This window comes from Rhizobium sullae, from assembly GCF_025200715.1.
GTDB lineage: Bacteria > Pseudomonadota > Alphaproteobacteria > Rhizobiales > Rhizobiaceae > Rhizobium > Rhizobium sullae.
This window is the reverse complement of record NZ_CP104143.1, coordinates 1,428,197-1,451,859: the sequence shown is the minus strand read 5'-3', so window position 1 is coordinate 1,451,859 and position 23,663 is coordinate 1,428,197. Positions and strand designations below refer to the sequence as shown.

General features: G+C 61.9%; 27 protein-coding genes and 1 pseudogene. 15 read left to right on the top strand and 13 right to left on the bottom strand.

Going from position 1 to position 23,663, the window contains the following annotated elements:
• Positions 1 to 10: 10 nt before the first annotated feature.
• Positions 11 to 252: pseudogene (locus tag N2599_RS07350) on the bottom strand (hypothetical protein); the annotation flags it as partial.
• Between the two features lie 373 nt (positions 253 to 625).
• On the opposite strand from N2599_RS07350, the gene N2599_RS07345 reads away from it, so the two are divergent.
• Genes N2599_RS07345 through mobB form a run of 3 tightly spaced genes read left to right on the top strand, consistent with a single transcriptional unit; the run spans position 626 to position 2,717 of the window.
• Complete coding sequence (locus tag N2599_RS07345; RefSeq protein ID WP_027511856.1) at positions 626 to 1,534, top strand: DMT family transporter; 909 nt, start codon at positions 626 to 628, stop codon at positions 1,532 to 1,534.
• Between the two features lie 8 nt (positions 1,535 to 1,542).
• Positions 1,543 to 2,172 (top strand): molybdenum cofactor guanylyltransferase MobA, encoded by a 630-nt coding sequence (mobA, locus tag N2599_RS07340; protein ID WP_027511857.1) that lies wholly within the window; start codon positions 1,543 to 1,545, stop codon positions 2,170 to 2,172.
• Positions 2,169 to 2,717 carry a molybdopterin-guanine dinucleotide biosynthesis protein B gene (mobB, locus tag N2599_RS07335; RefSeq protein ID WP_027511858.1) on the top strand — a complete coding sequence of 183 codons (549 nt, stop codon included), beginning with the start codon at positions 2,169 to 2,171 and terminating at the stop codon, positions 2,715 to 2,717. The genes mobA and mobB overlap by 4 nt, the downstream gene beginning before the upstream one ends.
• Before the next feature lie 137 nt (positions 2,718 to 2,854).
• On the opposite strand, the gene N2599_RS07330 is transcribed toward mobB, so the two are convergent.
• Positions 2,855 to 5,032, bottom strand: coding sequence for an OmpA family protein (locus tag N2599_RS07330; protein WP_027511859.1), 2,178 nt, complete (start codon positions 5,030 to 5,032; stop codon positions 2,855 to 2,857).
• Positions 5,033 to 5,052: 20 nt separating this feature from the next.
• The gene (locus N2599_RS07325) at positions 5,053 to 5,361 is read right to left on the bottom strand and encodes a hypothetical protein (RefSeq protein ID WP_027511860.1); all 309 of its coding nucleotides are present in this window, start codon (positions 5,359 to 5,361) and stop codon (positions 5,053 to 5,055) included.
• On the opposite strand from N2599_RS07325, the gene N2599_RS07320 reads away from it, so the two are divergent.
• From N2599_RS07320 to N2599_RS07305, 4 genes are all read left to right on the top strand, one after another.
• On the top strand, positions 5,360 to 6,133 hold the full coding sequence (locus N2599_RS07320; protein ID WP_027511861.1) for an ABC transporter substrate-binding protein: 774 nt from the start codon (positions 5,360 to 5,362) through the stop codon (positions 6,131 to 6,133). The two genes, N2599_RS07325 and N2599_RS07320, sit on opposite strands and share 2 nt — an antisense overlap.
• Before the next feature lie 113 nt (positions 6,134 to 6,246).
• Positions 6,247 to 7,050 (top strand): ABC transporter permease, encoded by an 804-nt coding sequence (locus tag N2599_RS07315; protein WP_027511862.1) that lies wholly within the window; start codon positions 6,247 to 6,249, stop codon positions 7,048 to 7,050.
• On the top strand, positions 7,047 to 7,877 hold the full coding sequence (locus tag N2599_RS07310) for an ABC transporter permease (protein WP_027511863.1): 831 nt from the start codon (positions 7,047 to 7,049) through the stop codon (positions 7,875 to 7,877). The genes N2599_RS07315 and N2599_RS07310 overlap by 4 nt, the downstream gene beginning before the upstream one ends.
• A gap of 146 nt (positions 7,878 to 8,023) precedes the next feature.
• Entirely contained in the window at positions 8,024 to 8,290 is a 267-nt protein-coding gene (locus N2599_RS07305; RefSeq protein ID WP_027511864.1) for an usg protein, read from the top strand.
• 9 nt (positions 8,291 to 8,299) lie between these two features.
• Here the strand turns inward: N2599_RS07305 and N2599_RS07300 are convergent, their stop codons facing one another.
• Positions 8,300 to 9,025 carry a DUF2270 domain-containing protein gene (locus N2599_RS07300; RefSeq protein ID WP_027511865.1) on the bottom strand — a complete coding sequence of 242 codons (726 nt, stop codon included), beginning with the start codon at positions 9,023 to 9,025 and terminating at the stop codon, positions 8,300 to 8,302.
• A 125-nt stretch (positions 9,026 to 9,150) separates the two neighbouring features.
• Here N2599_RS07300 and N2599_RS07295 point away from each other — a divergent pair, with 125 nt between their 5' ends.
• The 4 genes from N2599_RS07295 to N2599_RS07280 all read left to right on the top strand — a co-directional run bounded on the left by N2599_RS07295 (position 9,151) and on the right by N2599_RS07280 (position 11,757).
• A complete protein-coding gene (locus N2599_RS07295) occupies positions 9,151 to 9,966 on the top strand; it encodes a class I SAM-dependent methyltransferase (protein WP_027511866.1) in 816 nt (271 codons plus the stop codon).
• Positions 9,967 to 10,259: 293 nt separating this feature from the next.
• On the top strand, positions 10,260 to 10,952 hold the full coding sequence (locus N2599_RS07290) for a glutathione S-transferase family protein (RefSeq protein WP_027511867.1): 693 nt from the start codon (positions 10,260 to 10,262) through the stop codon (positions 10,950 to 10,952).
• Positions 10,949 to 11,284: an ArsR/SmtB family transcription factor gene (locus tag N2599_RS07285; protein WP_027511868.1), complete on the top strand. Its 336-nt coding sequence runs from the start codon at positions 10,949 to 10,951 to the stop codon at positions 11,282 to 11,284. The genes N2599_RS07290 and N2599_RS07285 overlap by 4 nt, the downstream gene beginning before the upstream one ends.
• Positions 11,281 to 11,757: an SRPBCC family protein gene (locus tag N2599_RS07280; RefSeq protein WP_027511869.1), complete on the top strand. Its 477-nt coding sequence runs from the start codon at positions 11,281 to 11,283 to the stop codon at positions 11,755 to 11,757. The genes N2599_RS07285 and N2599_RS07280 overlap by 4 nt, the downstream gene beginning before the upstream one ends.
• On the opposite strand, the gene N2599_RS07275 is transcribed toward N2599_RS07280, so the two are convergent.
• From N2599_RS07275 to N2599_RS07260, 4 genes are read right to left on the bottom strand one after another with little or no spacing between them, the layout of a single operon-like run.
• Positions 11,754 to 12,572: an ATP-binding cassette domain-containing protein gene (locus N2599_RS07275; RefSeq protein WP_027511870.1), complete on the bottom strand. Its 819-nt coding sequence runs from the start codon at positions 12,570 to 12,572 to the stop codon at positions 11,754 to 11,756. The two genes, N2599_RS07280 and N2599_RS07275, sit on opposite strands and share 4 nt — an antisense overlap.
• A gap of 10 nt (positions 12,573 to 12,582) precedes the next feature.
• A complete protein-coding gene (locus tag N2599_RS07270; protein WP_027511871.1) occupies positions 12,583 to 13,419 on the bottom strand; it encodes an ABC transporter permease subunit in 837 nt (278 codons plus the stop codon).
• A 25-nt stretch (positions 13,420 to 13,444) separates the two neighbouring features.
• Positions 13,445 to 14,620, bottom strand: coding sequence for an FMNH2-dependent alkanesulfonate monooxygenase (gene ssuD, locus N2599_RS07265; protein ID WP_027511872.1), 1,176 nt, complete (start codon positions 14,618 to 14,620; stop codon positions 13,445 to 13,447).
• 32 nt (positions 14,621 to 14,652) lie between these two features.
• On the bottom strand, positions 14,653 to 15,618 hold the full coding sequence (locus N2599_RS07260) for an aliphatic sulfonate ABC transporter substrate-binding protein (RefSeq protein ID WP_027511873.1): 966 nt from the start codon (positions 15,616 to 15,618) through the stop codon (positions 14,653 to 14,655).
• A gap of 274 nt (positions 15,619 to 15,892) precedes the next feature.
• On the opposite strand from N2599_RS07260, the gene N2599_RS07255 reads away from it, so the two are divergent.
• The gene (locus N2599_RS07255) at positions 15,893 to 16,762 is read left to right on the top strand and encodes an NAD(P)-dependent oxidoreductase (protein WP_027511874.1); all 870 of its coding nucleotides are present in this window, start codon (positions 15,893 to 15,895) and stop codon (positions 16,760 to 16,762) included.
• On the top strand, positions 16,759 to 17,442 hold the full coding sequence (locus N2599_RS07250) for a DNA alkylation repair protein (protein ID WP_027511875.1): 684 nt from the start codon (positions 16,759 to 16,761) through the stop codon (positions 17,440 to 17,442). Before N2599_RS07255 ends, N2599_RS07250 begins: the two co-directional genes overlap by 4 nt.
• A 185-nt stretch (positions 17,443 to 17,627) precedes the next feature.
• On the opposite strand, the gene N2599_RS07245 is transcribed toward N2599_RS07250, so the two are convergent.
• The 3 genes from N2599_RS07245 to N2599_RS07235 all read right to left on the bottom strand — a co-directional run bounded on the left by N2599_RS07245 (position 17,628) and on the right by N2599_RS07235 (position 19,365).
• A complete protein-coding gene (locus N2599_RS07245; RefSeq protein WP_027511876.1) occupies positions 17,628 to 18,116 on the bottom strand; it encodes an Lrp/AsnC family transcriptional regulator in 489 nt (162 codons plus the stop codon).
• Positions 18,117 to 18,184: 68 nt separating this feature from the next.
• On the bottom strand, positions 18,185 to 18,802 hold the full coding sequence (locus N2599_RS07240) for a uracil-DNA glycosylase family protein (protein WP_027511877.1): 618 nt from the start codon (positions 18,800 to 18,802) through the stop codon (positions 18,185 to 18,187).
• A gap of 8 nt (positions 18,803 to 18,810) precedes the next feature.
• The gene (locus tag N2599_RS07235; RefSeq protein WP_027511878.1) at positions 18,811 to 19,365 is read right to left on the bottom strand and encodes a thermonuclease family protein; all 555 of its coding nucleotides are present in this window, start codon (positions 19,363 to 19,365) and stop codon (positions 18,811 to 18,813) included.
• 105 nt (positions 19,366 to 19,470) lie between these two features.
• Between N2599_RS07235 and N2599_RS07230 the strand changes: the two genes are divergently transcribed.
• Together N2599_RS07230 and N2599_RS07225 are read left to right on the top strand one after the other, a co-directional pair.
• A complete protein-coding gene (locus tag N2599_RS07230; protein WP_027511879.1) occupies positions 19,471 to 21,006 on the top strand; it encodes a sensor histidine kinase in 1,536 nt (511 codons plus the stop codon).
• A gap of 213 nt (positions 21,007 to 21,219) precedes the next feature.
• Positions 21,220 to 21,489 (top strand): GNAT family N-acetyltransferase, encoded by a 270-nt coding sequence (locus N2599_RS07225; RefSeq protein ID WP_084606569.1) that lies wholly within the window; start codon positions 21,220 to 21,222, stop codon positions 21,487 to 21,489.
• Positions 21,490 to 21,544: 55 nt separating this feature from the next.
• On the opposite strand, the gene N2599_RS07220 is transcribed toward N2599_RS07225, so the two are convergent.
• Both N2599_RS07220 and N2599_RS07215 read right to left on the bottom strand, forming a co-directional pair.
• On the bottom strand, positions 21,545 to 22,900 hold the full coding sequence (locus N2599_RS07220; RefSeq protein WP_027511880.1) for an ATP-binding protein: 1,356 nt from the start codon (positions 22,898 to 22,900) through the stop codon (positions 21,545 to 21,547).
• On the bottom strand, positions 22,897 to 23,556 hold the full coding sequence (locus tag N2599_RS07215) for a response regulator (RefSeq protein ID WP_027511881.1): 660 nt from the start codon (positions 23,554 to 23,556) through the stop codon (positions 22,897 to 22,899). Before N2599_RS07215 ends, N2599_RS07220 begins: the two co-directional genes overlap by 4 nt.
• Positions 23,557 to 23,663: the final 107 nt, after the last annotated feature.

Sequence of the window (23,663 nt, the reverse complement as noted above, 5' to 3'; positions counted from 1 at the left end):
GGCGATCTTATCAGGCCGCCCGGTCTTGCCTCCAACGAGAGACCACTTCGCCCTCCGGCCAGCGCGTGCGGAACCGCTCGATCTTTTCGGAAAGCATGTCGACGTGCTGACGCAGGCCGTGGATTTCGGCATTGTTCTCCTCGACCATCGCGCGTTCTGCTGCGTGATGAGTTCGACGTCGTTCACCGCGCGGGTTACCTCCTCGATGCCGGTCGATTGTTCGCTGGTCGCCGCCGAAATCTCGGTGACCAGCGGGACGACGAACAGAAGGACTTTCGTGACATACGGCGGCCTTGCAAGACGGTCGATGAAATGCATTGGAATATGCCTCAACGAACGAAGACTAAAAAACCACCGCATTCATTCCGCGTGGCAAAGCCTATGTTCCGCCTGAACGGACAAAGTTTGCGGAAATGACATTGATGAAGGCTTAATGCGCCGCCGCAACAAAGAGGATTTGCCTTGGAAAACCGGGACTTGATCAACGCGCGGCCACCCAAACCCGGGATCGATTCCGCTTATTGTGCACTGCGCAATCGATTTATTTCGGGTGTGACTTTCATTCGATTCCCTTGATGAGCGATCCCCTCTAAAAGGACGGCATAAAAACCAGGAATCTCTTTTCATGCCGCGGTCTCGCAATACCCAGGGCGCAATCTTCATGAGCATGGCCATGGCCGGCTTCTCCTCAAGCGACGCCCTCTCCAAGTCGGTCATCGGCCATATGAACGCCGGCGAAATCATCTTTATCCGCGGCGTCTTCACCAGCATTCTCGTCTATCTAATCGCCCGCCATCTGGGCGCGCTCCGCTCCTGGCGCATCGTGCTGAAACCGGTCATCATCCTGCGCATCGTTTGCGAAGTGATCGCTGCAATCACCTATATCACGGCGCTCGGATTGATGCCGATCGCCAATGCCTCGGCCATCCTACAGTCCCTGCCGCTTGTCGTGACCTTCGGGGCAGCGCTCTTCTTCCGCGAGCCCGTCGGCTGGCGGCGCTGGTCGGCGATCCTTGTCGGCCTCGTCGGCGTCCTCATCATAATCCGTCCCGGTCCCGAAGGCTTCACTCCAGCCGCCCTTCTCTGCGTCGCCAGCGTTCTGGTGACGGCGGGGCGCGATCTCGCAACCCGCTCCATCGATCCCGAAATCCCCTCGCTAATGGTGACCGTCATTACTGCCATGTCGGTCGCCTTCTTCGGCGCGCTCCTGATGCCGGCGCTCGGCGGCTGGCAGCCCGTCAGCCTCACCTCGCTTCTGCACCTGCTGCTTGCTTCGGTCCTGGTGCTGATCGGCTATCAATCCGTCATCCTCGCAATGCGCACCGGCGAGATCTCCTTCGTCGCGCCCTTCCGCTATACGAGCCTGATCTTCTCAGCGCTTCTTGGCGTCTTCTTCTTCGCCGAAGTGCCGGATTTCTGGACGCTCTGTGGCGCCGCGGTTGTCATCGCGTCCGGCCTCTATACCTTCTATCGCGAGGCCAAACGCCGCGTGCCGCCAATGGCGCAGGAATCCGAACCCAGAAGCCCAGTCTGAGAACCGCCATGGCCGATTTTTCCTTGCAGAACACCAAAATCCCCGGCGTCATCCTTGCCGGCGGCCGTTCGTCGCGCATGGGCCAGGACAAGGCCTCCGTCATGCTCGGCGGCCGCTCGCTGCTCGATCATGCCATCGCGCGGTTATCTCCGCAGGTCTCTATAATTGCGGTGAATGCCGACAGCGAGCCGCAATGCGGATTGACGTTCATACCGGATATCGTCCCCGGCAAAGCGGGACCGATGGCCGGCATCCATGCAGCCATGGCGCATGCCGCCGCGCTTCCCGGCGTCAGCCACGTCGTGACAGTCTCGATCGACAGCCCGTTCTTCCCTGCAGAGCTCGTCGCGGATTTCGCAGCCGCAATCGATTCCCCGGCAAAGATCGCAATCGCCGCCTCTGAAGGCCGCCCCCATCCCGTCTTCGGCCTCTGGCCGATTTCGCTCGCGGAGGAACTCGCCGGCTGGATCGCGACGGACGAAAAGCGCCGCGTGCGCGACTTCCTCTTGCGGCATGACGTAGCGGAAGTTTCCTTCCCGCTGCATCCGACGCGCGCCAGCCTTCTCGATCCTTTCTTCAACATCAACACGCCGGACGACCTGGTGGAAGCCGAACGCTGGCTGCAGGTGCTGTCATGACCGGACCACGCATTTTCGGAATCGCCGGCTGGAAGAATTCGGGCAAGACCGGCCTTGCCGTCCGCCTCGTCGAGGAATTCACCCGCCGCGGCTATTGCATCTCGACGATAAAGCACGCCCACCACGATTTCGACATCGACAAGGTCGGCGCCGACAGCTACCGCCACCGCCAGGCGGGTGCGCATGAGGTAACGATCGTGTCCGGCACCCGCTACGCCATCATGCACGAGCTGCGCGGAGCACCTGAACCAAGCTTCGAGGAAATCCTCGCCCGCCTCGCGCCCTGCGACCTGGTGCTGATCGAAGGCTACAAGCGCGAACCGATCCCGAAGATCGAAGCGCGCCGCCAGGAAGCCGCCAGGCGCGATCCGCTGGCACCGGCCGACCCGCATATCTGCGCCATCGCCGCCGACCATCCCATCACGGACACCGACCTGCCGGTCTTCAATCTCGATGATACGACAGAGATCGCCGATTTCATCGCCGCCAGGATCGGTCTAGGAGAAGCCTCCCCTTCTCCCCAGCGGGGAGAAGATGTCCCTTAGCACTGATGAGGGCGTGAGCGACGACAGGAGAGAACGGCCGGAGCGATAAGCGACGGGCGAGTTTGCCGCACCGTCCCCGTCATATCCGGCCCTGCGGGCCACCTTCTCCCCGCTGGGGAGAAGGTGAAACGCACGCCTTACTGGTTCGACGCGACGGGGCGCACCAGCGCCGTGACACGGCGGATGGTCACGCGGCGGTTTTCCTGTTCCGGACCGTCCGTATTGACCTTCAGATAGCGCTCGCCATAACCCTGCGTGGCGAGGTTTTCCGGTGGAATGCCATAGACATCCGTCAGCACGTTGGCGACTGATTCGGCACGCTGGTCCGAAAGGACGAGATTGCTCTGGTCGGAGCCGACGGCATCCGTATGGCCTTCGATCAGGAAGGTCTCGCTCTGATCCTTTTGAAGCACCTCGTTCATCGCATCCGCAACCTTGCGCAGGCTCCGGGCCTGGCTCATCGGGATCTCGGCGCTACCCGTCGCGAAAGTGATCGTATCGAGGTCGATGCGGCGCACCTTGTCGCGGATACGGGCCGAATACTTCACCTCGTTCAGCGAATAGACGCGCTCGACGGGTTCCACAGGCGGCTCGCTCAGGAACTCGTAATAATCGCGGTCCGGATCGCTGCTGGTATCGATGATGTAGTCGCGCACCGGGATAGCCAGCCGCATCGGCGGCAGATCGGCGCCCGGATCCTCGAAGTAGCCGCGGTCCGGATCATCGTAGAGTTCCGGCGAATAGTAGAGAACATATTCGCGGCCGCCGCTATCGATGCGCGAGCGCTGAATGATGTCGCCATAGCGGTTGCGGATGGTCACGATGCGATAGCCTTCCGGGCGCTCGATCGTCTCGCGGTAGCGGTCTCGCGAAAGTTGTTCGTAGATCGGCTGTTCGCCGTCCCTGAGGAAGCGACGGTCGTCATCGCTGCGCACCACGATGCGGTTGTTGAACTGCATGATGATGCGGTTGTCGTCACCCTCGTAGCGCTCGACGCGCGCTCCTTCGGGGCTCATGAACTCCGGCCTGCGGTCGAGCCTGCGGCCCTCTTCGCTCGTCACCGCTTCAAACTTGACTGGAGGACGGCGCTGGCCTTCCGGCGCGAGTTGCGCATCGGCGTCGGATTTCGGCGCGGCGATGACCTGCTGCTCTGCCGCACGCTGACGGTCGCGTTGACGCCGTCCGCCCTGGCCGGCAGTGCGGTCCGCATCCTTGTCGCTGTCGAGCACGGCGGCACCGTTCTCGACTGGCAGGACCACCGTCTCGTTGCTCTTGCTCGGATCCTCGGCGATCTGCTTGCGGCGTTCGAGTTCTTCCGGGGTCACCTTCTCAGGCGCAGGAATGGCTTGCTCCGTCGGCTGCGCACCACCGGCCGGCTGTTCGCCAGTCGGCGCTCCTGGCTGGACAGGCACCTGTTCGCCCTGCTGTTGCAGCGGCTGTTCGCCGCCTTCAGCGGGCTTCTGCGCCTCGCCCGGCTCTGCGGGTACCGGCGGCTTTTCCGGTGATTTGGCAGGCACGGGAGGCTTCTCAGGAGCAGCCTGGTCCTCGGCCGGCTTCTGTTCCGGCTGGGCAGTCGTGGCGGGTTTCCGGCCCGGCTTCACTGCAGGCTGCTCGCCTTCAGTCGCCTGCTGCTTGTCGCGCTTACGCGGACGCTGCTGCTCAGGTTGTGCCTCTTCCGTCTGCGGTTTCGGCTCTTCAGCCTGCGGCTGCGCTTCGCCCTGCTGCGGCGCTACCGGCTCCTGCTGCTGTTCGGGAGCGGCCTGCTCCGGTGCGGCTTGACGCTTCTTGCGCCGCGGCTGTTCTTCGCTCGGTTGAGCCTGCTCTGCTTCCGGCGCCTGCTGGGTTTCCGGCGCTGCCTGCCGCTGCTTGCGGCGCGGCGCCTCCGGGGCTACCTGCTCCTGCTGCTGTTCGGGAGCGGCCTGCTCCGGTGCGGCTTGACGCTTCTTGCGCCGCGGCTGCTCTTCGCTCGGCTGAGCCTGCTGTGCTTCCGGAGCCTGCTGCGGCTCGGGTGCTGCCTCGCGCCGCTTGCGGCGCGGCGCTTCCTGTTCGGCCTGCGGTGCCTCCCGCTGCGGTGCTGCCTCCGGCTGCTGCTCCTGCGCAGGCTGCTCTGCTGGCCGCTTGCGTCTCTTCTTCAGAAGCTCTTCTTCCGAAGGCGCAGCATCCTGCGCCACCTCGTAACTGCCGCTGATCACCTGCGGTGCGGGCCGAACGGCGCTTCCACCGGCCGCAGTCGCTGCATCGGCTGGCGACATGGCCAGCGACAGCGAAAGCAGCGGGAAAGCCGCACTGGCAAACAATCTTGATTTCATACCCATTGGGTTTCCTCGTCTTCTTGTTAGAACCTTTTGGAACGCCTGCTGAGGCGTTCCGGCGATTCTTGGGCGGATTCGAAAGCGAAATCGCCCAAATCCGGATTTGTTCCTGTTGTTTTAGGAAGCCCGTCATTAACCCGGTATGAATGCTGCGGTTCGCTACCGTTCATCTTTGCCACAGTTTGCGCCGCACCATTCCGCTGCGATTCCAGTTGCAATTTGCGGAAAAAAGGTTTGATTATCGGGCCAAGGCGGTGTCTATGCCCGCCGAATTCAGGCCGCTGGCGGATAAGAAGAAGACGCAGCGGCCAACCAACAGAGAGGATCATCATGCGTATCTCCACCCGTTTTCTCGCCGCAGCCTCGCTCGCCGCGATGTCCCTCTTCGCAGGTTCGGCAATGGCCGATGGCGAGAAGTACGTGATCGGCACCGACTCGACCTACCCGCCCTTCGAATTCGTTGACGCCAGTGGCGAGATCAAGGGCTTCGACATCGACATCGCCAAGGCGCTCTGCGCGGAAATGAAGGCTGAATGCTCCTTCGTCAGCAGCGACTGGGACGGCATCATCCCTGCGCTGCAGGCCAAGAAGTTCGATATGATCGTTTCGTCCATGTCGATCACGCCGGAGCGTCTGAAGCTCGTCGACTTCAGCAACAAATACTACAACACGCCGCCGGCCGTCGCCGTGCCGAAGGACTCGACGATCGCCGACGTCGCCGGCCTGAAAGGCAAGACGATCGGCGCGCAGACCTCGACGACGCACGCCAACTACTCCGAAAAGCACCTTGCCGACACGGAGCTCAAGCTTTATCCGACCGCCGACGAGTATAAGCTCGACCTTTCGAACGGCCGTATCGACGCCGCCATCGACGACGTCGTCGTTCTTTCTGAATGGGTCAAGTCGGAAGCCGGCGCCTGCTGCAAGATCCTGACGACGCTTCCCGTCGACAAGGAAATCAACGGCGAGGGTGCCGGTATCGCCGTGCGTCAGGGCGACCCGCTCAAGGACAAACTGAACACCGCAATCGCAGCGATCCGCGCCAGCGGCAAGTACAAGGAAATCCAGGACAAGTACTTCGACTTCAACGTTTACGGCGAATAGGAAAACTTGTAACTGACCGGCAAAGACGGTGGCGGAAGGCTTGCTCTTCCGCCATTTTTGTTTGACAACCATGGAAAGATCAAAACGGCATAAGCCGTGAGGGGAAAGTTGGCATGGGCGGATTGTCTTCCGCGCTGGGCTCGTTCTGGGCCTGGATAGGATATATCTTCGATCCGCTGTGCGGACCTGCCGGCGTTTTCACCTGGTTCGGCCCATCGACCATCCTCGCCTGCGGCAATGCAGGCTGGGGCGACGAAATCGCGCTCGGCCTGAAGACCACCGTCAGCGTGGCGCTTTTGACGCTTCCCGTCGGTCTCGTCATCGGCTTCTTCGTTGCGCTCGGCCAGCAATCGGAAGAAAAGTCCGTGCGGCTCGCATCCGGCATCTACACCACGATCTTCCGCGGCCTGCCCGAGTTGCTGACGCTCTTCATCATCTATTACGGCATGCAGATCCTGATCCAGTCAGTGCTCTTCTCGTTCGGCTCTGAGCAGCGGGTCGAGATCAATGCCTTCATAGCCGGCATGATCGCGCTCTCGGTGGTCTTTTCCGCCTATTGCGCGGAAGTGCTGCTGTCGGCCTTCCGCGCTATTCCGAGGGGCCAGTACGAAGCCGGGTATGCGCTCGGCCTTCATCACGGCCGCACGCTCGGCCTGATCGTCCTGCCGCAATTGATCCGAATTGCGCTTCCCGGTCTCACGAACCTGTGGATGATCCTGCTCAAGGACACGTCCTACGTCTCGATCATCGGCCTTGCCGACATCCTGCGCCAGACAGGCGTCGCCGTCCGCGTCACCAAGCAGGCCTTCTTCTTCTACATCATCGCCTGCGCCCTCTACCTTGCGCTGGCGGTCATCTCGTCGATCGGCCTCAGCTATATCGAACGCTGGGCGAAGCGATCGGAGGTCCGCCGGTGAGCTATGCGGAAACCCTCATCCCGCCACAGCCGGCGCCGAAGGAAATCGTGAAGCCGTTAACCGGCACGCGCGTTGTCGGCTCGCTCCTCGTCCTCCTGTGGGCGCTGCTTGCCGCGGGCCTGATCTACATGGTGATCGCCGGCTGGGACGTGGACAAGTTCACGCGCTACGGGCCGCGCTACCTGCATGGGCTCGGCACCACCATTCTGCTCGTCACGATCTCGGTTATCTTCGGTGCAGCGCTTTCGCTGCCGCTCGCCTTCGCGCGCATGTCGAGGAACAGGATCATCAGCACGCTTGCCTATTGCTACGTCTACGTGTTCCGCGGCACGCCGCTCCTGGCGCAGCTCTTCCTGATCTACTACGGCCTCGGTGGCTTCCGCGTGCAGCTCGAATCCGCCGGCCTCTGGTGGTTCTTCCGTGACGCCTGGTATTGCGGCCTCTTTTCGATGACTATCAATACCGCCGCCTATCAGGCCGAAATCCTGCGCGGCGCCATCGAAAGCGTGCCGCATGGCCAGCACGAGGCGGCGTCGGCACTCGGCATTCACAAGGCGGTTGCCTTCCGCAAGATCGTCCTGCCGCAGGCGCTCATCGTGGCGCTGCGCCCTTACGGCAATGAAATCATCCTGCTGATCAAGGGTTCAGCCGTCGTCGCCATCATCACCGTGCTCGATCTGATGGGCGAGACCCGCTATGCCTTCTCGCGCACCTTCGACTACCAGACCTATCTCTGGGCTGCGATCTTCTATCTATCGATGGTCGAGGCGCTCCGGCATTTCTGGAACTGGATTGAGCGTCGCCTGACACGGCACTTGAAGCGCTGATCGCTGGCAGCACTCATGCGAGAGTGCTGCCAAGTATTTGAAACTAAAACTAAATATCCTTTTCTTCCGCATCCGTCAAGCTTGCGTTAACCGAGCGATGTTTCCATAATGTTCAAGCGTTGAATGGAAACGAAAGCGAGGCTGAAATGAACAAGGACTTCGAAAAGCAGCTTCAGGGATACGGGCTGACCACCGCCCACATCCTCTACCGTCTGCCAGATCACCCGACGATCCTGCAGACCTACATCTGGCAAGAATACGATCTTGCTCCGGATTTTCCCGAAATGCGCGGCTTCCTGAAATTCTGGCAGGAAAAACTGGACGGCCCGCTGCATTCGGTGCGTTACGTCCACCGCAAGCTGATCTCGGCAACGGAATGGCGCGCCTTGAAGGGCGGTTTCATCCTGCATTAAGGCCGCCCGCTAGACATGTGCCTCGCCGCGGATGAACTCGCCTTGGTCGGGTTCCCGGCGCAACACGCCGTAAAGGATGGCGAGATAAAAGGCCGCCACAAGGGCAATCACCAAGAGCCCGGGAAGCGGCCCGAGCACGGCATTGTCGATCACATAGGTCCAGGACTGCGCATGCGTCAGCGTGCTGCCCTCGGCCTGCAGCTTCGGAGTCGTGATTTTCAGCGCCCATGCAAGCAGCATGATAAGATACATCCAGCTATAGTTCCGCTGTAACCGCCGCTGCACGGCCGCATGATAGGTGAGCAGGAATTTCGGCTTGCGCAGGCTGCTTGCGACCACTGGACCCCAATCACGCACGGAATTCGCGTCTGGTGACAGGATCTGCGCGAAATAGTTTTTTTCGACCTGCCGGACGCGGGCCCGGTAGATGTCGAAGAAACGGTAGCGCCTCGCCTCGATCAGCAAGAGCAGCGAGATCAGCATTATTCCGAAGAGAAGCACACCATGGTGCGCGGTCGGCGTCGACAGCGAGACAGAGAGCAAGGCCGCGACCACCGTGATCGCCCAGTTCGATGTCCGGTCGATGCGATCCCGCCAGCTCGTCATGCGCCCGAGTTCGCCGCGGTAGTAGTGACTGAGCGTATTGGTGATCTCCGGCTGACTCGCGGGAAGCGAAGGCCGCATGATCTCGGGGGGCGTATCGCCGTCCACCGTCTTTCCGAGCTCCGTATCCATGGTAATTCCTCCTTCTCTTATCGACGGACTGCTTGGCCCATATTCTGCTCCCGCACGGTCGCCATTGCAAAAGGCGGCAAGCCGCCTTAGAGGCTTGCCTGAACTCAAAAAGATGGTGACCGGCGATGGCAAAGAAGATCGACGAAGAAGCGCTTGCGGAAGCCTATAACCGTGCCCTTGCCCTCGAAAAGGCCGGCGACATCGACGCTGCCGTGACAGCCTACGAGGAAGTGCTGGCAATCGACCCTGAAGACCACGGCGGCGCGGCCGTCCGCATCGCCTCGATGGGCCGCGGCGACACGCCGGCCAAAGCGCCGGATGCCTATGTCGAGACCCTCTTCGACCAGCATGCCGAAGTCTTCGAAGATGTGCTTGTCGAGCAGCTCAGCTACCACGTCCCCCTGCTGGTGCGCCAGCGCCTGCAGGAGCTGAAGCTCGGCCCCTTCAAGCGCATGCTCGACCTCGGCTGCGGCACGGGGCTCACGGGCGGCACGCTGCGCGATCTCTGCGACGACATGACCGGTATCGACATTTCCGAAAACATGGTCGAGATCGCCCATGAGAAGGACCTCTACGAAACCCTCTTCGTCGCCGAGGTCGAGGATTTCCTCGACGACAACGACGAGGACGCCTTCGACCTCATTACCGCGACCGACGTCCTGCCCTATCTCGGTGCCCTGGAACCGCTCTTCTTCGGCGCCGCCGAAAACCTGACGCCCGGCGGCCTTTTCGTCTTCTCCTCCGAAACGTTGCCCGAAACCGCCGCTAAAAGCCATCCCTATATGGTCGGCCCACACCAGCGCTTCCTGCACGCCGAATCCTACATCCGCGACCGCCTGACCGCCACCGGCTTCAGCCTGGTAGAAATGACGGAAATCAATGTCCGCATGCAGGAAGGCCAGCCTAGCCCAGGGCATCTCGTGATCGCGCGGCTCGCCTAGCAGACCATTTTAGGCGGAAACCGCTCAGTGATTGCACAACCAATGGCTTCATCCGATTCATAGACGAACGAAGCAGTTCGTCGAATTCAAAGCTTGCCGCCGCTCATGTTCGATCCTGCTGCTTTCGGGTGGACAACCGTCGGATCACCGAGCCCGGTCAGCGCCAGGAACCGCCACGCTCGCCGCCTCACCTTCTCAATAGTTAGCCAACCGGCAAACCATTCCTTGCGCTCCGCCCCATCACCTGATACTTAGCCATTCAGTAAACTTTCCGATCACTGAAGGCTCGTTCCATGTCGCTCGTTCTTTACGGACACCCCCTCGCCTCCTTCTGCCACAAGGTGTTGATCGCGCTTTACGAGAACGGCACGCCTTTCGAAAATCGCATCGTCGATCTGATGGATGAAGCGTCGAGCGCCGATCTTTTCCGCTTCTGGCCTGTCGGCAAGATGCCGGTCCTGCGCGATGAGGCGCTGGACAGCACGATCCCCGAGACGAGCATCATCATCGAATATCTCGACCGGCATTACCCCGGCCCCGTCCGCCTGCTGCCGGACGATATCGACCGGGCGCTTCGCGTCCGCCTCTGGGATCGCTTCTTCGATCTCTACGTGCAGGCGCCGCTGCAGAAGATCGTCACCGATACTCTTCGCCCGGAGGGCCGCAAGGATCCGCATGGAGTAGAAGAGGCGCGCGGCACGCTCGCGACGGCCTACGGTATGATCGAGCAGCAGCTCGGCGGCAACCAGTGGATCACGGGCGACAGCTTCACGATGGCCGATTGCGCCGCCGCACCCGCCCTCTTTTATGCCGAAACGCTCGTCCCCTTCGGCGACGACCAGCCGAAGCTTCGCGCCTATTACGAACGCCTGCTCGGTCAGCCGTCCTTTGCGCGGGTTCTGAAGGAGGCATTGCCCTACTTCAAGTTCTACCCCTATAGTCGCCAGCTCCCCGAGCGCATCCGCAACGAGATGCCTTCCGCATGATCATGGAACCTGCCGCCCTCGACCGGATGTTTCACGCTTTGTCGGACCGCAGCCGCCGCGGCATGGTCGATCGCCTCGGCCGCGGCCCTGCTTCCGTCATGGAATTGGCAAGGCCTTTCTCCATGACGCTGCCGACGGTGATGAAGCATCTGACCGTACTGGAAGCGAGCGGCCTCGTGCATTCGGAGAAGAATGGCCGCGTCCGCACCTATCGCCTGCAGCAGGAGGCGCTTGGCCATCTCGATCGCTGGATTTCCGAGCGGAAGGCAAGCTGGAACATGAGCTTCGACCGCCTCGACCACTTTCTCGCAGAGGAGGAACAGACGCCATGAGCAGCCACTCCGCCGTCCACTCGACGATTGTCATCGAGCGCCATCTGCGCGCCTCGCCCGCCCGTGCCTTCCGCGCCTGGGCCGATCCGGCGTCCAAGCAGAAATGGTTTGCCTGCCATGACGATTGGGTTTCGTTGGCATACAGCCTTGATTTCCGCCCCGGCGGCAAGGAACGAAACCACGTCGCAGATAGCGAAGGTCTGCTTCACGCCTATGACGCGCATTATCTCGACGTCATTGAAAACGCCCGCATCATCTATGCCTACGAGATGAAGCTCGGCGAAAAACGCATCTCCGCCTCACTGGCGACCGTCACGTTCGAAGAAGGACCCGCCGGCACGAAGATGGTCTTCACCGAGCAGGTCGTCTTCCTCGACGGCTACGCCGATGAAGGCCTGCGCCTGCAGGGCACCGAGATAGCGCTCGATCATTTCCAGGCCTTTGTCGAACGTGAGACAAGCCAGGTCCACTAACGCGCCGATTCCTTGCCGAGGATCGCCGCGAGCAGCTTGCCCTCTAGCTCGGCGAGTGTGGAATTGCCGTGCCGGCGCGGATGCGGATAAGGGATCGCCAGGTCGAGCGCGGTCCGCCCCTCATCGAGCACGATTACCCGGTCGGCCAGATGCACCGCCTCGCTGACGTCATGCGTCACCAGGACGGCGGTAAAGCCGAGTTCGCGCCAAACGCGGTTGATAAGTTCCTGCATGCTGATGCGCGTCAGCGCATCCAGTGCCCCGAGCGGTTCGTCAAGCGCCAGTACGCCGGGCTTGCTCACCAGCGCCCGGGCAAGCGCCACACGCTGCCGCTGGCCGCCGGAAAGCCGTGACGGCCATTCGGATGCCTTTTCCGCAAGCTGGACTTCGGAGAGCACCGCCGCCGCTTCCGCCAGTCCCAACCGCCTCTCCACCTTGTCGCCGAGCCCGACGGCAACATTCTCCGCGACGCTGAGCCATGGCAGCAGCCGCGGCTCCTGGAAGACGATGCGCGCGTTCGGCTCGCCTGCACCGCCATCTGCGCTGTCGAAACGAATATCGCCCGCTGTCGGCTGATCGAGCCCCATCAGGATGCGCAGCAGCGTGCTCTTGCCGCAGCCGCTCTTGCCGATTACCGCGACGAACTGCCCCGCCGGGATATGTAGGTTGATGCCGCGCAGAACCCGGTTGCCGCCGAAGCTTTTCTCAAGGCCCGTCAGCGTGATCGAAGCGGCACCGGCTTGCGCGTCGGCTGCTTCCGTCTCGTATTCCGGCTCCCGGGCTCCCTGGAAGCGCTCATGCGTGATGACGGTCATCGCGTCTCTCCTATTTCTGATAGACCGGGTTCCAGGTCAGCGCCTGCCGCTCCAGCGCCCGCGCCACGACGTCAGCGAGCTTGCCGAGCACGGCATAGATCACAAGCGCCAGCACGACGACATCCGTCATCATGAACTCGCGGGCATTGTTCGCCATATGGCCGATCCCAGAAGACGCGGCGATTGATTCCGAAACGATCAGCGTCAGCCACATAATGCCGAGCGCATAGCGCAGCCCAACGAAGATCGAGGGCAGCGCGCCGGGAAAGATCACCTTGCGGAACAGCGTCCAGCCGCCCATGCCGTAGACCCTGCCCATCTCGATCAGGTCGCGGTCGACATTGCGCACGCCGTGATAGGTGTTGAGATAAACCGGGAAAAGCACGCCCAGCGAAGTGAGGAACAGCTTCGATTCCTCGCCGATCCCGAACCAGAGAATGACGAGCGGGATCATCGCCAGATGCGGGATGGTGCGCAGCATCTGAAGCGTCGTGTCCGTCAGTTGCTCGGAAATCTTCGAGACGCCGTTGGCGATCCCGAGCAGGAAGCCGATCGAACCGCCGACGATGAGGCCCGCGAAGGCCCGGCCGGCACTGACGAGAACGTCATGCGGCAGCTGCCCGGATAGCGTAGTCGACCAGAAGGCGACGGCCACATCCGCCGGCGACGGCATGACGCGCGAGGAGATCAGGCCCGCCGAAGACGCCGCCTGCCAGGCGAGAATGATCGCGAGCGGCACCAGGTAGGGCAGCAGCGCTGCACGGCCTGGAAGCGGAAGGCCGAGTCGGGCCTTACGGCGCTCCCGCCCCGCGATCGTCTCCGTGAACGGCGTTTCGAAAACCGACATGCTTATCTCCTCGCTCGGTTTGACATCAGGAACCGGAAACGATCTTCAGGTTGCCGCCATGGCTGCCGCCGCCGAAGACCCGGTGGCGGCCAAAATCGCTCTTGAAACCGTGGCGCTGCTCCTCGAGCCCGAGCCCGAGTTCGGGAAACAGAAGTTCGGCGACGCGATAGGCTTCTTCCAGATGCGGGTAGCCGGAGCCGATCACCGTCTCGATGCCGAGGTCCTGATATTCGCGAAGCCGCGCGGCCACCGTCTTCGGTGAACCCACTAGCGCCGTGCCTGCGCCGGCGCGCACCAGGCCGACACCCGCCCAGAGGTTGGGCGAGACTTCCAGCTTGTCCCGGTGACCGCCGTGAAGGGCGGCCATGCGCGCCTGGCCGACGGAATCGGACTCCTTGGCGAAGCGCTGCTGCGCTTCCGCGATCGTCGCATCATCGAGCTTGGAGATCAGCCGGTCGGCCGCCGCCCATGCTTCCTCGTCGGTTTCGCGGACGATGAAATGCAGGCGGATCCCGAAGCTCACTTCGCGGCCCTTCTTGGCCGCAGCCGCGCGCACCTTCTCGATCTTTTCAGCCACCTGCGCCGGAGGCTCGCCCCAGGTCAGATACTTGTCGACGCGGCCGACCGAAAAATCGATCCCGGCATCCGACGACCCGCCGAAATAGAGCGGCGGTCGCGGGTTCTGGACGGACGGAAAGCCGAGCCTAGCCTCGGTCGCCTTGACGTACCTGCCATCGAAGCTCGCAACACCTTTCTCCAACAGCTCTTCCCAGATCGTGAAGAACTCGTCGGCATGCGCATAGCGCTCGTCATGGTCCAGATGGATGCCGTCGCCGGCAAGCTCGCCCGGGCTGCCGCCGACGACGATGTTGAGCAGCACGCGGCCGTTCGAGATGCGGTCGAGCGTCGTCGTCAACCGGGCATAATAGGCCGGCGACGCCGTGCCGGGGCGGATCGCGACGAGGAACTTCAGCCTCTCGGTCTTGGCCGAAAGGGCTGCCGCCGTCACGAAGGATTCCTCGCAGGCAACGCCCGTTGGCAGCAGCACGCCGGAATAGCCGAGCCGGTCGGCGGCCTGCGCGATCTGGGTCATGTAGCCAATGTCCGGCGCGCGGGTCAGTTCGCTGGAGCCGAGATAGGCCCCGTCGCCGGAAGTCGGAATGAACCACAGGAAATCGATGGGCTTGGATGAGGCGCTCATTGTGAAATCTCCATTGAGAATGAGAAACTGAATCAGCTCGCCTTCGGCCGCCAGACGATATCGCCCGTCGTCAGCTGCTTCGGCACGATACCGAGCTTGTAGAATTCGTCCGCAAGCGCCTGCTGGTAGGCCGCCGCATCATCTGTGATGGTCGTCACCGCGCCGAGATCGGCACCAGGCCGCGAAAGAGTCACCCGCGTCACCTCGGCCGGCACGCCGGTGATTTCGGAGAGCTCCTTGACCGTATCGTCGAGCTTGCCCTGCGCCGACTTGCCGACCTTGCCGAGTTCGTCGATCACGTCGACGATCACCTGGCCGTTGGCATCGGTAAATTCCTGGTTGGCGAGGAAATAGCTATAGGAAGTAACGATGCCCTCGGCTGTCGTCAGGATGCGGGTGTCCGGATCGACCTCGGCGATCGCAAGATAGGGATCCCAGATCGACCAGGCATCGATACTGCCGTTCTTGAAGGCAGGGGCCGCGTCCGGCGGCGCAAGATCCAGCGGCTGGACATCATCGATCGTCAGCCCTGCCTTGCGTAAGGCCTTTACCGTTACGTTATGTGCGCTTGATCCGCGCTTGAAGGCAACCTTCTTGCCCTTCAGGTCTTCGAGCGTCTTGATCGGAGAGTCCTTGTGTACAAGGATCGCCGAGCCCGCCGGGCTTCCGCGATAGGTTCCGACGTAATAGAGCTGGCCACCTGCCGCCTGCGCAAAGAGTGGCGGCACGTCCCCCGTCGCACCGAAGTCGAGCGCACCGGCACCGAGCGCCTCGAGCAACGGCGGACCGGAGGTGAATTCCGACCAGCTGACCGTCATGCCGCGATCGGCAAGCCGGCTCTCCAGCGCCCCGCGCCGCTTGGCAAGTGCGAGCACGCCGTTCTTCTGCCAGCCGATCCGGAACTCGGTGGTGGCGGCGCGTGCTGGTTTGATGGCAGGCAGAACGGCTGCCGCTGCAGCAGCACCGAAAAGTCCGAGCGTCTGGCGTCGAGAAATCATGGCAATCCCCTTCCTTCGCGGCAGCTTCCCTGAATCTGCCGGTCGTTGCGATGACTTGATAATGATAATGTCTATAAATTTTCTCGACAATTATATTTGTGAGTTTTTGCCGCTACCGAAATTTTCCTGACCGGAATATTCCCCTTCGGCGAAATTTTATTCCAAAGCGCGCTGCGGAGGATTTTCGCAGCCGAACCGGGCCGGCTTCAGTTCGGCTTTCCTGCCGCGGCACTTTCGGCTAATCATGCCGAAATTCAGGAGAAGGATCTGGCATATGGCAAAAGTCGCGTTCATCGGTCTCGGCGTCATGGGCTTCCCCATGGCAGGTCACTTGAAGACGAAGGGCGGCCACGACGTCACGGTCTATAACCGCACGGCATCCAAGGCTGCGGCCTGGGTGTCGAAATTTGGCGGCAAATCCGCACCGACGCCCGCGGAAGCGGCGGCGAATGCCGATTTCGTCTTCACCTGCGTCGGCAATGACGACGACCTGCGTTCGGTCACCATCGGCAAAGGCGGCGTTCTGGAAGGCATGAAGAAAGGCGCCGTGCTGATCGACAACACCACGGCGAGTGCCGAAGTCGCCCGCGAGCTTAATGAAGCCGCCAAGGCAAAGGGCTGCGACTTCATCGACGCCCCGGTTTCCGGCGGCCAGGCGGGTGCGGAAAACGGCGTGCTTACCGTCATGTGCGGCGGCGACGAAGCCGTCTTCCAAAAGACAAGGGCCGTCATCGACGCCTATGCCCGCATGGTCGGCCTCATGGGTCCGGCAGGTTCGGGGCAGCTCACCAAGATGATCAACCAGATCTGCATCGCCGGCATCGTCCAGGGCCTCGCGGAAGGCATCCATTTCGGCAAACGCGCCGGCCTCGACATCGAAAAGGTCATCGACGTCATCTCGAAGGGGGCCGCCGGTTCCTGGCAGATGGAAAACCGCCACAAGACAATGAACCAGGGCAAATACGACTTCGGTTTCGCCGTCGACTGGATGCGCAAGGATCTCGACATCGTGCTCACCGAAGCGCGCGCCAACGGCGCAAAACTGCCGCTGACCGCCCTTGTCGACCAGTTCTACGGCGACGTCCAAGCGATCGGCGGGAGCCGCTGGGATACGTCCTCGCTTCTGGCGCGATTGGAAAAATGATCGGTCCCTCCGCAAGCGCAGCCGAACTCATCGCGCACCTTGAGACGCTGCGCTCGGAGGAGAACGTCGCCGGCATGGCCCGTTTCGGCATCGTCACCGAAACGGCGCTCGGCATCTCCAATCCCGATCTCCAGAAAATCGCCCGCAGCGTAAAGAAGAACCACGCACGGGCACTCGAACTCTGGGCCGGCGATATCCGCGAGGCGCGCATGCTGGCCCTCTACACCGCCGAGCCGACGAAGCTCACGCCTGCGGAAGCCCGCCGCTGGGCGGAGGATTTCAACTCCTGGGAAATCGTCGATTGCGCCGCAGACCTCTTCGTCGAGGCGAGGCTCGATGACCTGATTCCGCAATTTGCCGCCGACAACCGCGAGTTCGTCCGCCGCACCGCCTTCGCCATGATCGCCGGCGCCGCCGTACACCGCAAGCAGGACTCGGACGAAATCCTCCTCGCCTGGCTCCCCCTGATCGAGGCGCATTCCGCCGACCCGCGCAACTTCGTCCGCAAGGCCGTGAACTGGGCACTCCGCAACATCGGCAAGCGCAGCCGCGCCTGCCACACCCCGGCACTGGCGCTGGCCGAACGCCTTGCCGCAAGCCCCGGCAAGACCGCCCGCTGGATCGGCAAGGACGCCATCAGGGAATTGACGAACGGGAAAGTCATTGGGCGGCTGAAGTAGGAGTTCGGGCCTCGTCCGGGCATGAGCAGCAGGCAGGGTTCCTGTCTCGCGTTACCGATCCTCCAACGTTGCTGTTTTGAGCCGTCATCGCCCCCATCTCCTCATTCCTGTGACGGGGGCAGGAATAAGGGCGATGGGGATTCGGCAGCGCAAACAGCGAACGTCGCTTGTGCTGCTACCTCGACTCAATCATCGCTGGACTTCGCATTGTCGAGCATCATGTAGTCGAGCGGCAGTTGCGTCGAATACTTGATCTGCTCCATCGCGAAAGCAGAGGAGACGTCGCGGATTTCGATCTTGGCGATCAGCCGCTTGTAGAAGGCGTCATAGGCGGCGATATCCGGCACGACCACGCGCAGCAGGTAATCGACGTCGCCGCTCATGCGGTAGAATTCGACCACTTCCGGAAAGTCGGAGACGACTTCTGAAAAGCGCCTCAACCACTCGATCGAATGCGTCGCCGTGCGGATCGAGACGAAAACCGTGACCTTGGTGTTGACCTTCTCGGGGTCGAGAATGGCGACGCGGCGCTTGATCACGCCGTCCTCTTCCATCTTCTGGATACGGCGCCAGCAGGGCGTTGTCGAAAGCCCCACCTTCTTGGCGAGATCGGCCACAGCCAAAGTCGAATCTTCTTGCAAAAGGCGCAGTATCTTGCGGTCGAGACGGTCCATATGCGAAAGCCCTGTTCGAATTATTTTCTCTATATAACGCGATTCCGGCGCGCGAAAAGAATTTTGTTTCAGGATATGAGCAATTTTACCCTATTGCGCAGTACAGGAAGCAGTTCCTCTTCGAACCAGGGATTGCGCTTCAGCCAGCCGCTGTTGCGCCAGCTCGGATGTGGCAGCGGCAACACCGCCGGGCTTAGGTTTGAAAACAGCGTCTCGCGCCACGCCTTCACCGTTTCGGTCATGTTCGGCTGGCGCAAGCCGCCCATGTGCCATGCCTGCGCATATTGCCCGACGGTCAGCACCAGCTCGATCTGCGGCATCCGGTCGATCACCTTCTGGCGCCACAGCGGCGCGCATTCCCGCCGCGGCGGCAAATCGCTGCCCTTGGCGCCGTAGCCCGGAAAGCAGAAGCCCATCGGTACGATCGCGAACCGGTCCGGGTCGTAGAATGTCTCGCGGTCCACTTGCAGCCAACCGCGCAAACGGTCGCCGGAGGCATCGTTGAAGGGAATGCCGCTTTCATGCACCCTGAGCCCCGGCGCCTGGCCCGCAATCAATATGCGCGCAACAGACGACATCACGACGATCGGGCGCGGCTCGTGCGGCAGCGGATCGTCGGCCCGCAGCGGCGTGTCACGGCAGACGCGACAGCGCGCGATTTCGCCATGCAGATCCGCAAGGATCATGTTGCCCGTCACTCCCATCCCGTCACCTGCCCGATGAGGCGCCTCACATCCTCGAAGCCAGAGCGCTCGCGCTCATGGTCGCGCACGTCGCGCGGCCGCTCGAATGTCCCCGCCCAGAGACCTGCCTTTTCCACGCGCGCCCGCTCCTCTTCCCGCTCGTAGTTCCCATAGGAGACTGCCATGCCTCTGGCGACCATCTCTGCATTGAGATCGATGCCGCCGCTCCGGCAGACGACAAGCAGCCGGTCATACTGGTCCCGTTCGCCGCCGCCGCATCGAGTATCGCTTCCGGCCACCAGCCGCTGCAACGTCTCTCTTGCCTCCCAGCCGCAGGCCCAGCGTGTTCCGCCGCGCTCACAGCTCTGGTTGAGTTCCGGCGCATCGATGCCCCTCAGCCGCATGCGCTCGGCTCCGAGCGTCAGGCTATCGCCGTCTGCCGCATGAAACTGCCCGGCGTGCACGGTATCGGGTGCGTCGTTGAGCTTTGCGGCGATCAGCCAGATCAGGGCGAGCATTGCGAAAGCGGTGACACCGTCGCGTATCGTTCTGAAACCACGCGCCACGCTTTCGCCTCCTTGAAAAACAAACCCTTGGCAAAAATGGCAAACAACTTCTTAAGAATTGCGGGTTACGGTGGAACCATCCGCGGATCAAGCATCATTGTGCACATGAGTACCGGCGTTAGCACATCGACCGATAAGATTATCGTCGACAAATCCCGCAGTCACCGCAACAAGCCTGTCTCCCGGGCTGTGCGGCGGACGCGCGAGCGTCTGCAATCCGGCCATTCCTCCGCCGCCGCCTTCGATCGGGACGCGCTCAGGATGTATATGAGCGCCTTCCTTCAGGGCGCGTCGATCATGCCGCTCTTCGTCATCACCACTGCCGCGCTCGGCATCTATTTCACCGGCAATACGCAGACCTTCCTCTGGGCCGTGCTGACGCTGACGGCCTATGCGGCAAACATCTATCTCGTGCGCCGCGCCCGCAAGAAAGAGATATCTCCGGAAGCGGCGCGCAAATGGCGCCGTGTCCTGCTTTTCGGCCAGTTGATGATCGGCAGTTGCTGGGCCGTCTTCGCGCTCCAGGAGTGCAACGCCTGCGATCCTTCCGGCTTCATCCTGTATAAGGGCGCAACGCTGCTGATCGCCCTTTCCGTCACCGCCATGTCGAATTTCATGCTGACGCCCGCCGTGCTCGTTGCCTTCGCACCCTCCGTCGTGGCGCTCGCCGCAAAGGCCGGCATCTCGCGCGACCTGCTCGAGCTGAGCCTCGCAGCCATTTTCACGACGACCGTCATCTTCTTCAACTACATCAGCGACCGGCTCTTCCAGCAAAACCTCAAGATCCTCTCCTTCCAGTCGGAAAAGGATGACCTGATCGCCGAGCTCGAAGTCGCCAAGTCCATGTCAGACGAAGCGCGCCGGCGGGCGGAAGAGGCAAACCTTGCCAAGTCGCGCTTCCTGGCCTCCATGTCGCATGAATTGCGCACGCCGCTGAACGCCATCCTCGGCTTTTCCGAGGTAATGTCGGCCGAGGTCATGGGCCCGCTGAACAACCCGACCTACAAGGAATACACGAACGACATCCACCGCTCCGGCCAGCACCTGTTGAACCTCATCAACGAGATCCTGGACCTTTCGCGCATCGAGGCTGGGAAATACGAACTCATCGAAGAAGCGATCTCGCTCCTCGATATCGCGGAAGATTGCATTGGCATGGTGCAGCTGCGCGCCAGGGGCAAGAACATTTCCATCACCCAGCAGTTCGAACCGGAGCTGCCGTCGGTCTGGGCCGACGAGAAGTCATTGCGGCAGGTGGTGCTGAACCTGCTGTCGAACGCCGTGAAGTTCACGCCGCAAAGCGGCGAAATCCACGTCAAGGTCGGCTGGACGGCAGGCGGCGGCCAGTACATCTCGATCAAGGACAACGGCCCTGGCATCCCCGAGGATGAAATCCCCGTCGTACTCTCCGCCTTCGGCCAGGGCTCTATCGCCATCAAGAGCGCCGAACAGGGCACCGGCCTCGGCCTGCCGATCGTCCAGGCAATCCTTGCCAAGCACGACGGCCAGTTCGTCCTGAAATCCAAGCTGCGCGAAGGCACCGAAGTGATTGCCATCCTGCCCGCCAAACGCGTGCTGCAGAGCCTGCCCGCCGTCGAGGAAGCGCAGGCAGTGTCCCGCAAGCGGAAGAGCTTTGCTTGAATCGGCTGGTCGAGGGTTTGCTTGCGCCGTGCTGGCATGCGACCGGATCTGTCGCTTGAGGGAATAAGAAACGCAATGATTCGCATGCTGTAGGACGATGAGCACGCGCAATGGCGTTCGCTGTGGGCACAATATCTCGACTTCGACGGTAGCACACTGGATGCCAGGGTCCATGCTCGCACCTGGACCCGCCTCCTGGATGAAGCCGAACCGGTGCACGGCGCGCTGGCCTTTGCTGGCGGTGAGGCTGTGGGTTTCGTGCACTATATCTTCCACCGCTCGACCTGGAGCCTCAGCGATTCCTGCTATTTGCAGGATCTCTTCGTCGCGCCGGTGGTGCGCGGCAAAGAACCGGAGGATTTCGCGATCGGCGGCGTGACACCCGCCCCCTCTGTTTACTTCAGCGACGTTGCCCGGCAGTCGACTGCGAATGGCTGCAGCCGTGATTCCTCGACAAGATCTATCCTTGAATTCGACCGGTAGAGCGGTTGAGCATCGTCTCTAGGATCGGACGAACATTCGCCTGGGAAAACCGCTATTAGGCATACTGGTTCTGGTCACGGTCTGGGATCGTTAAACGGGCTTCGAACCCGGAGCTAGCTTCGAGCGGAGGGGAAAATAGCTCCAGTTCCCCTCCCATCTGCACGGCAATGCTCTCGACAATAGCCAGGCCGACACCGGAGCCGGCGGTATTGGTCTTTCCACGGCGGAAGCGCTTCTTGATGCCCTGCAGTTCCGTCTCCGACAAGGGAGCCCCGCCGTTCACGATCCGGACAATGCCGTTTCGCTCCAGGCTGATCGTCACCGGAACGGCTGAATCCCCGTGAATAAGCGCATTTTCGATGAGATTGCGCATTACGATGCCAAATCCATCGACGTCGGCGTTGCGAACGAGTGTGGCGCCGGGCGCCACCTGATAGCGCAAGCGATCGGCGCTTTGGCTGTCCCGCCGAAAATCGTCGACGATCAGGTCGAGCACCTTGCGAAGATCGGCCGACTTGTCGCTCCCGCCGATCCCGGCCTCGGCGCGCGAAAGCTGCAGTAATTTCTCGGCCAGCCGGCCGAGCCCGACGAGTGAGGCCTCGATCTGGCGAGCGCGCCGGCGCGCGGGTCCATCCTCGAGCTCGATGATCAACCGCTGGGTCTGGGCGAGTGCCCCGGCTATCGGCGTCCTCAGTTCATGCGCACTGTTAGCGGTGAATTCCCGTTCGGCGTCGAGCGCGGATCCGAGCCTTTCGAGCAGCAGATTTATCGAGCGCGCGATCGGCAGCAGCTCCCTTGGCAAATGGCCCGCATCGACGGGCGCTATGTTGCCACCGTCCTTGGTCGCAATCTCCTGCCTCAGCGTATCGATCGGTCGCATCGCCCGCCGGACGATCAGCCAGACGGCCAGCACGCAGGCCGGAGCCAGGACCAGGAGCGGAACGAGCAGGATAAGGGCACTTTCGCGCACGGCCTCGCGGCGCTCGTCCAATCGGTCGGCAACTTGCAGAAAGGAAAGGCCATCGCCGGCTCTCGCGGTATAGATCCGGTATCTGTCCGTGTCGTGGAAACCGTTCGCGAGCGGGGCATCGAACGGTTCGGCGGATGCATCCGCCGAGCGCAGCACCAAGCCACCTTCGGCATCGCGCAGCTGATAGGTCAGATATTCCCGCGAACGGCGAGGGACCGGCCTTTCGGTGTCTTCGGGATCGGCACCGTCAACATGGCGGACATCGTCGACGATGAGTGCGGAAAGCCTTTGCGCCGTTTCCTGCAGCGCGCTGTCGAAGATCTCGTCGAACTCATGGCGCATGACCTGGATGCTGAGCACGACGGCGATGAGCCAGAAGATGATGACAACGCCGGTGATACCAAGGATCAGCGGGCGGATGAGGCTCGGTTCGCGCTTCATCTGTCTTCCAAACTATAGCCGAGGCCGCGCTGCGTCCTGATCCGGTCCTTGCCGAGCTTCTTGCGCAGGCGGCTGACGTAGACCTCGACTGTATTGCTTTCGATTTCCTGCCCAAAGGCGTAGAGAGCGTCTTCGATCCGGTCTTTTGCGACAACCGCTCCGGGCCGGGCCGCCAGAATGTCGAGGATCGCCCACTCCCGGCTCGTCAGCATGACCTTCTCGCCGGAAACGGCAAGCTCACGGTTCGGCCGGTCGATCTCGATGTTGGCGAAACGAAGCAACAGATGCGGCGTGTCGCGATAGCGGCGCGACACCGCCATGATGCGGGCTTCCAGTTCATCAAGGTTGAAGGGCTTTACCAGATAGTCGTCGGCGCCGCCGTTGAGCCCCTCGATCCGGTCGGAGATCTGGTCCCGGGCCGTGAGAATGATCACCGGCGTCGTATCCTCGAGCCGGCGCATATATTTCAGAAAGTCGATGCCGCTGCCGTCCGGCAATTGTAGGTCGAGAAGGATCAGGCCGTATTCGACGGCCTCCCTGACCGCAGCGGCATCGGCGATCGTCCGCACCCAGTCGACCGCGTGCGAAGACGCGGCGACGTGGTCGCGCACCGCCTCGCCGATCGTGCCGTCATCCTCGACTAGAAGAATACGCAAACCATGCTCCCTTCGCCCTGAACGCGCCACCATAGACTAATGCCGCGATTCCGGAATTCGGAAATTTCGCTGCTTTTCAGGTTGCTGTCAGCTTCGGATGCATTGTC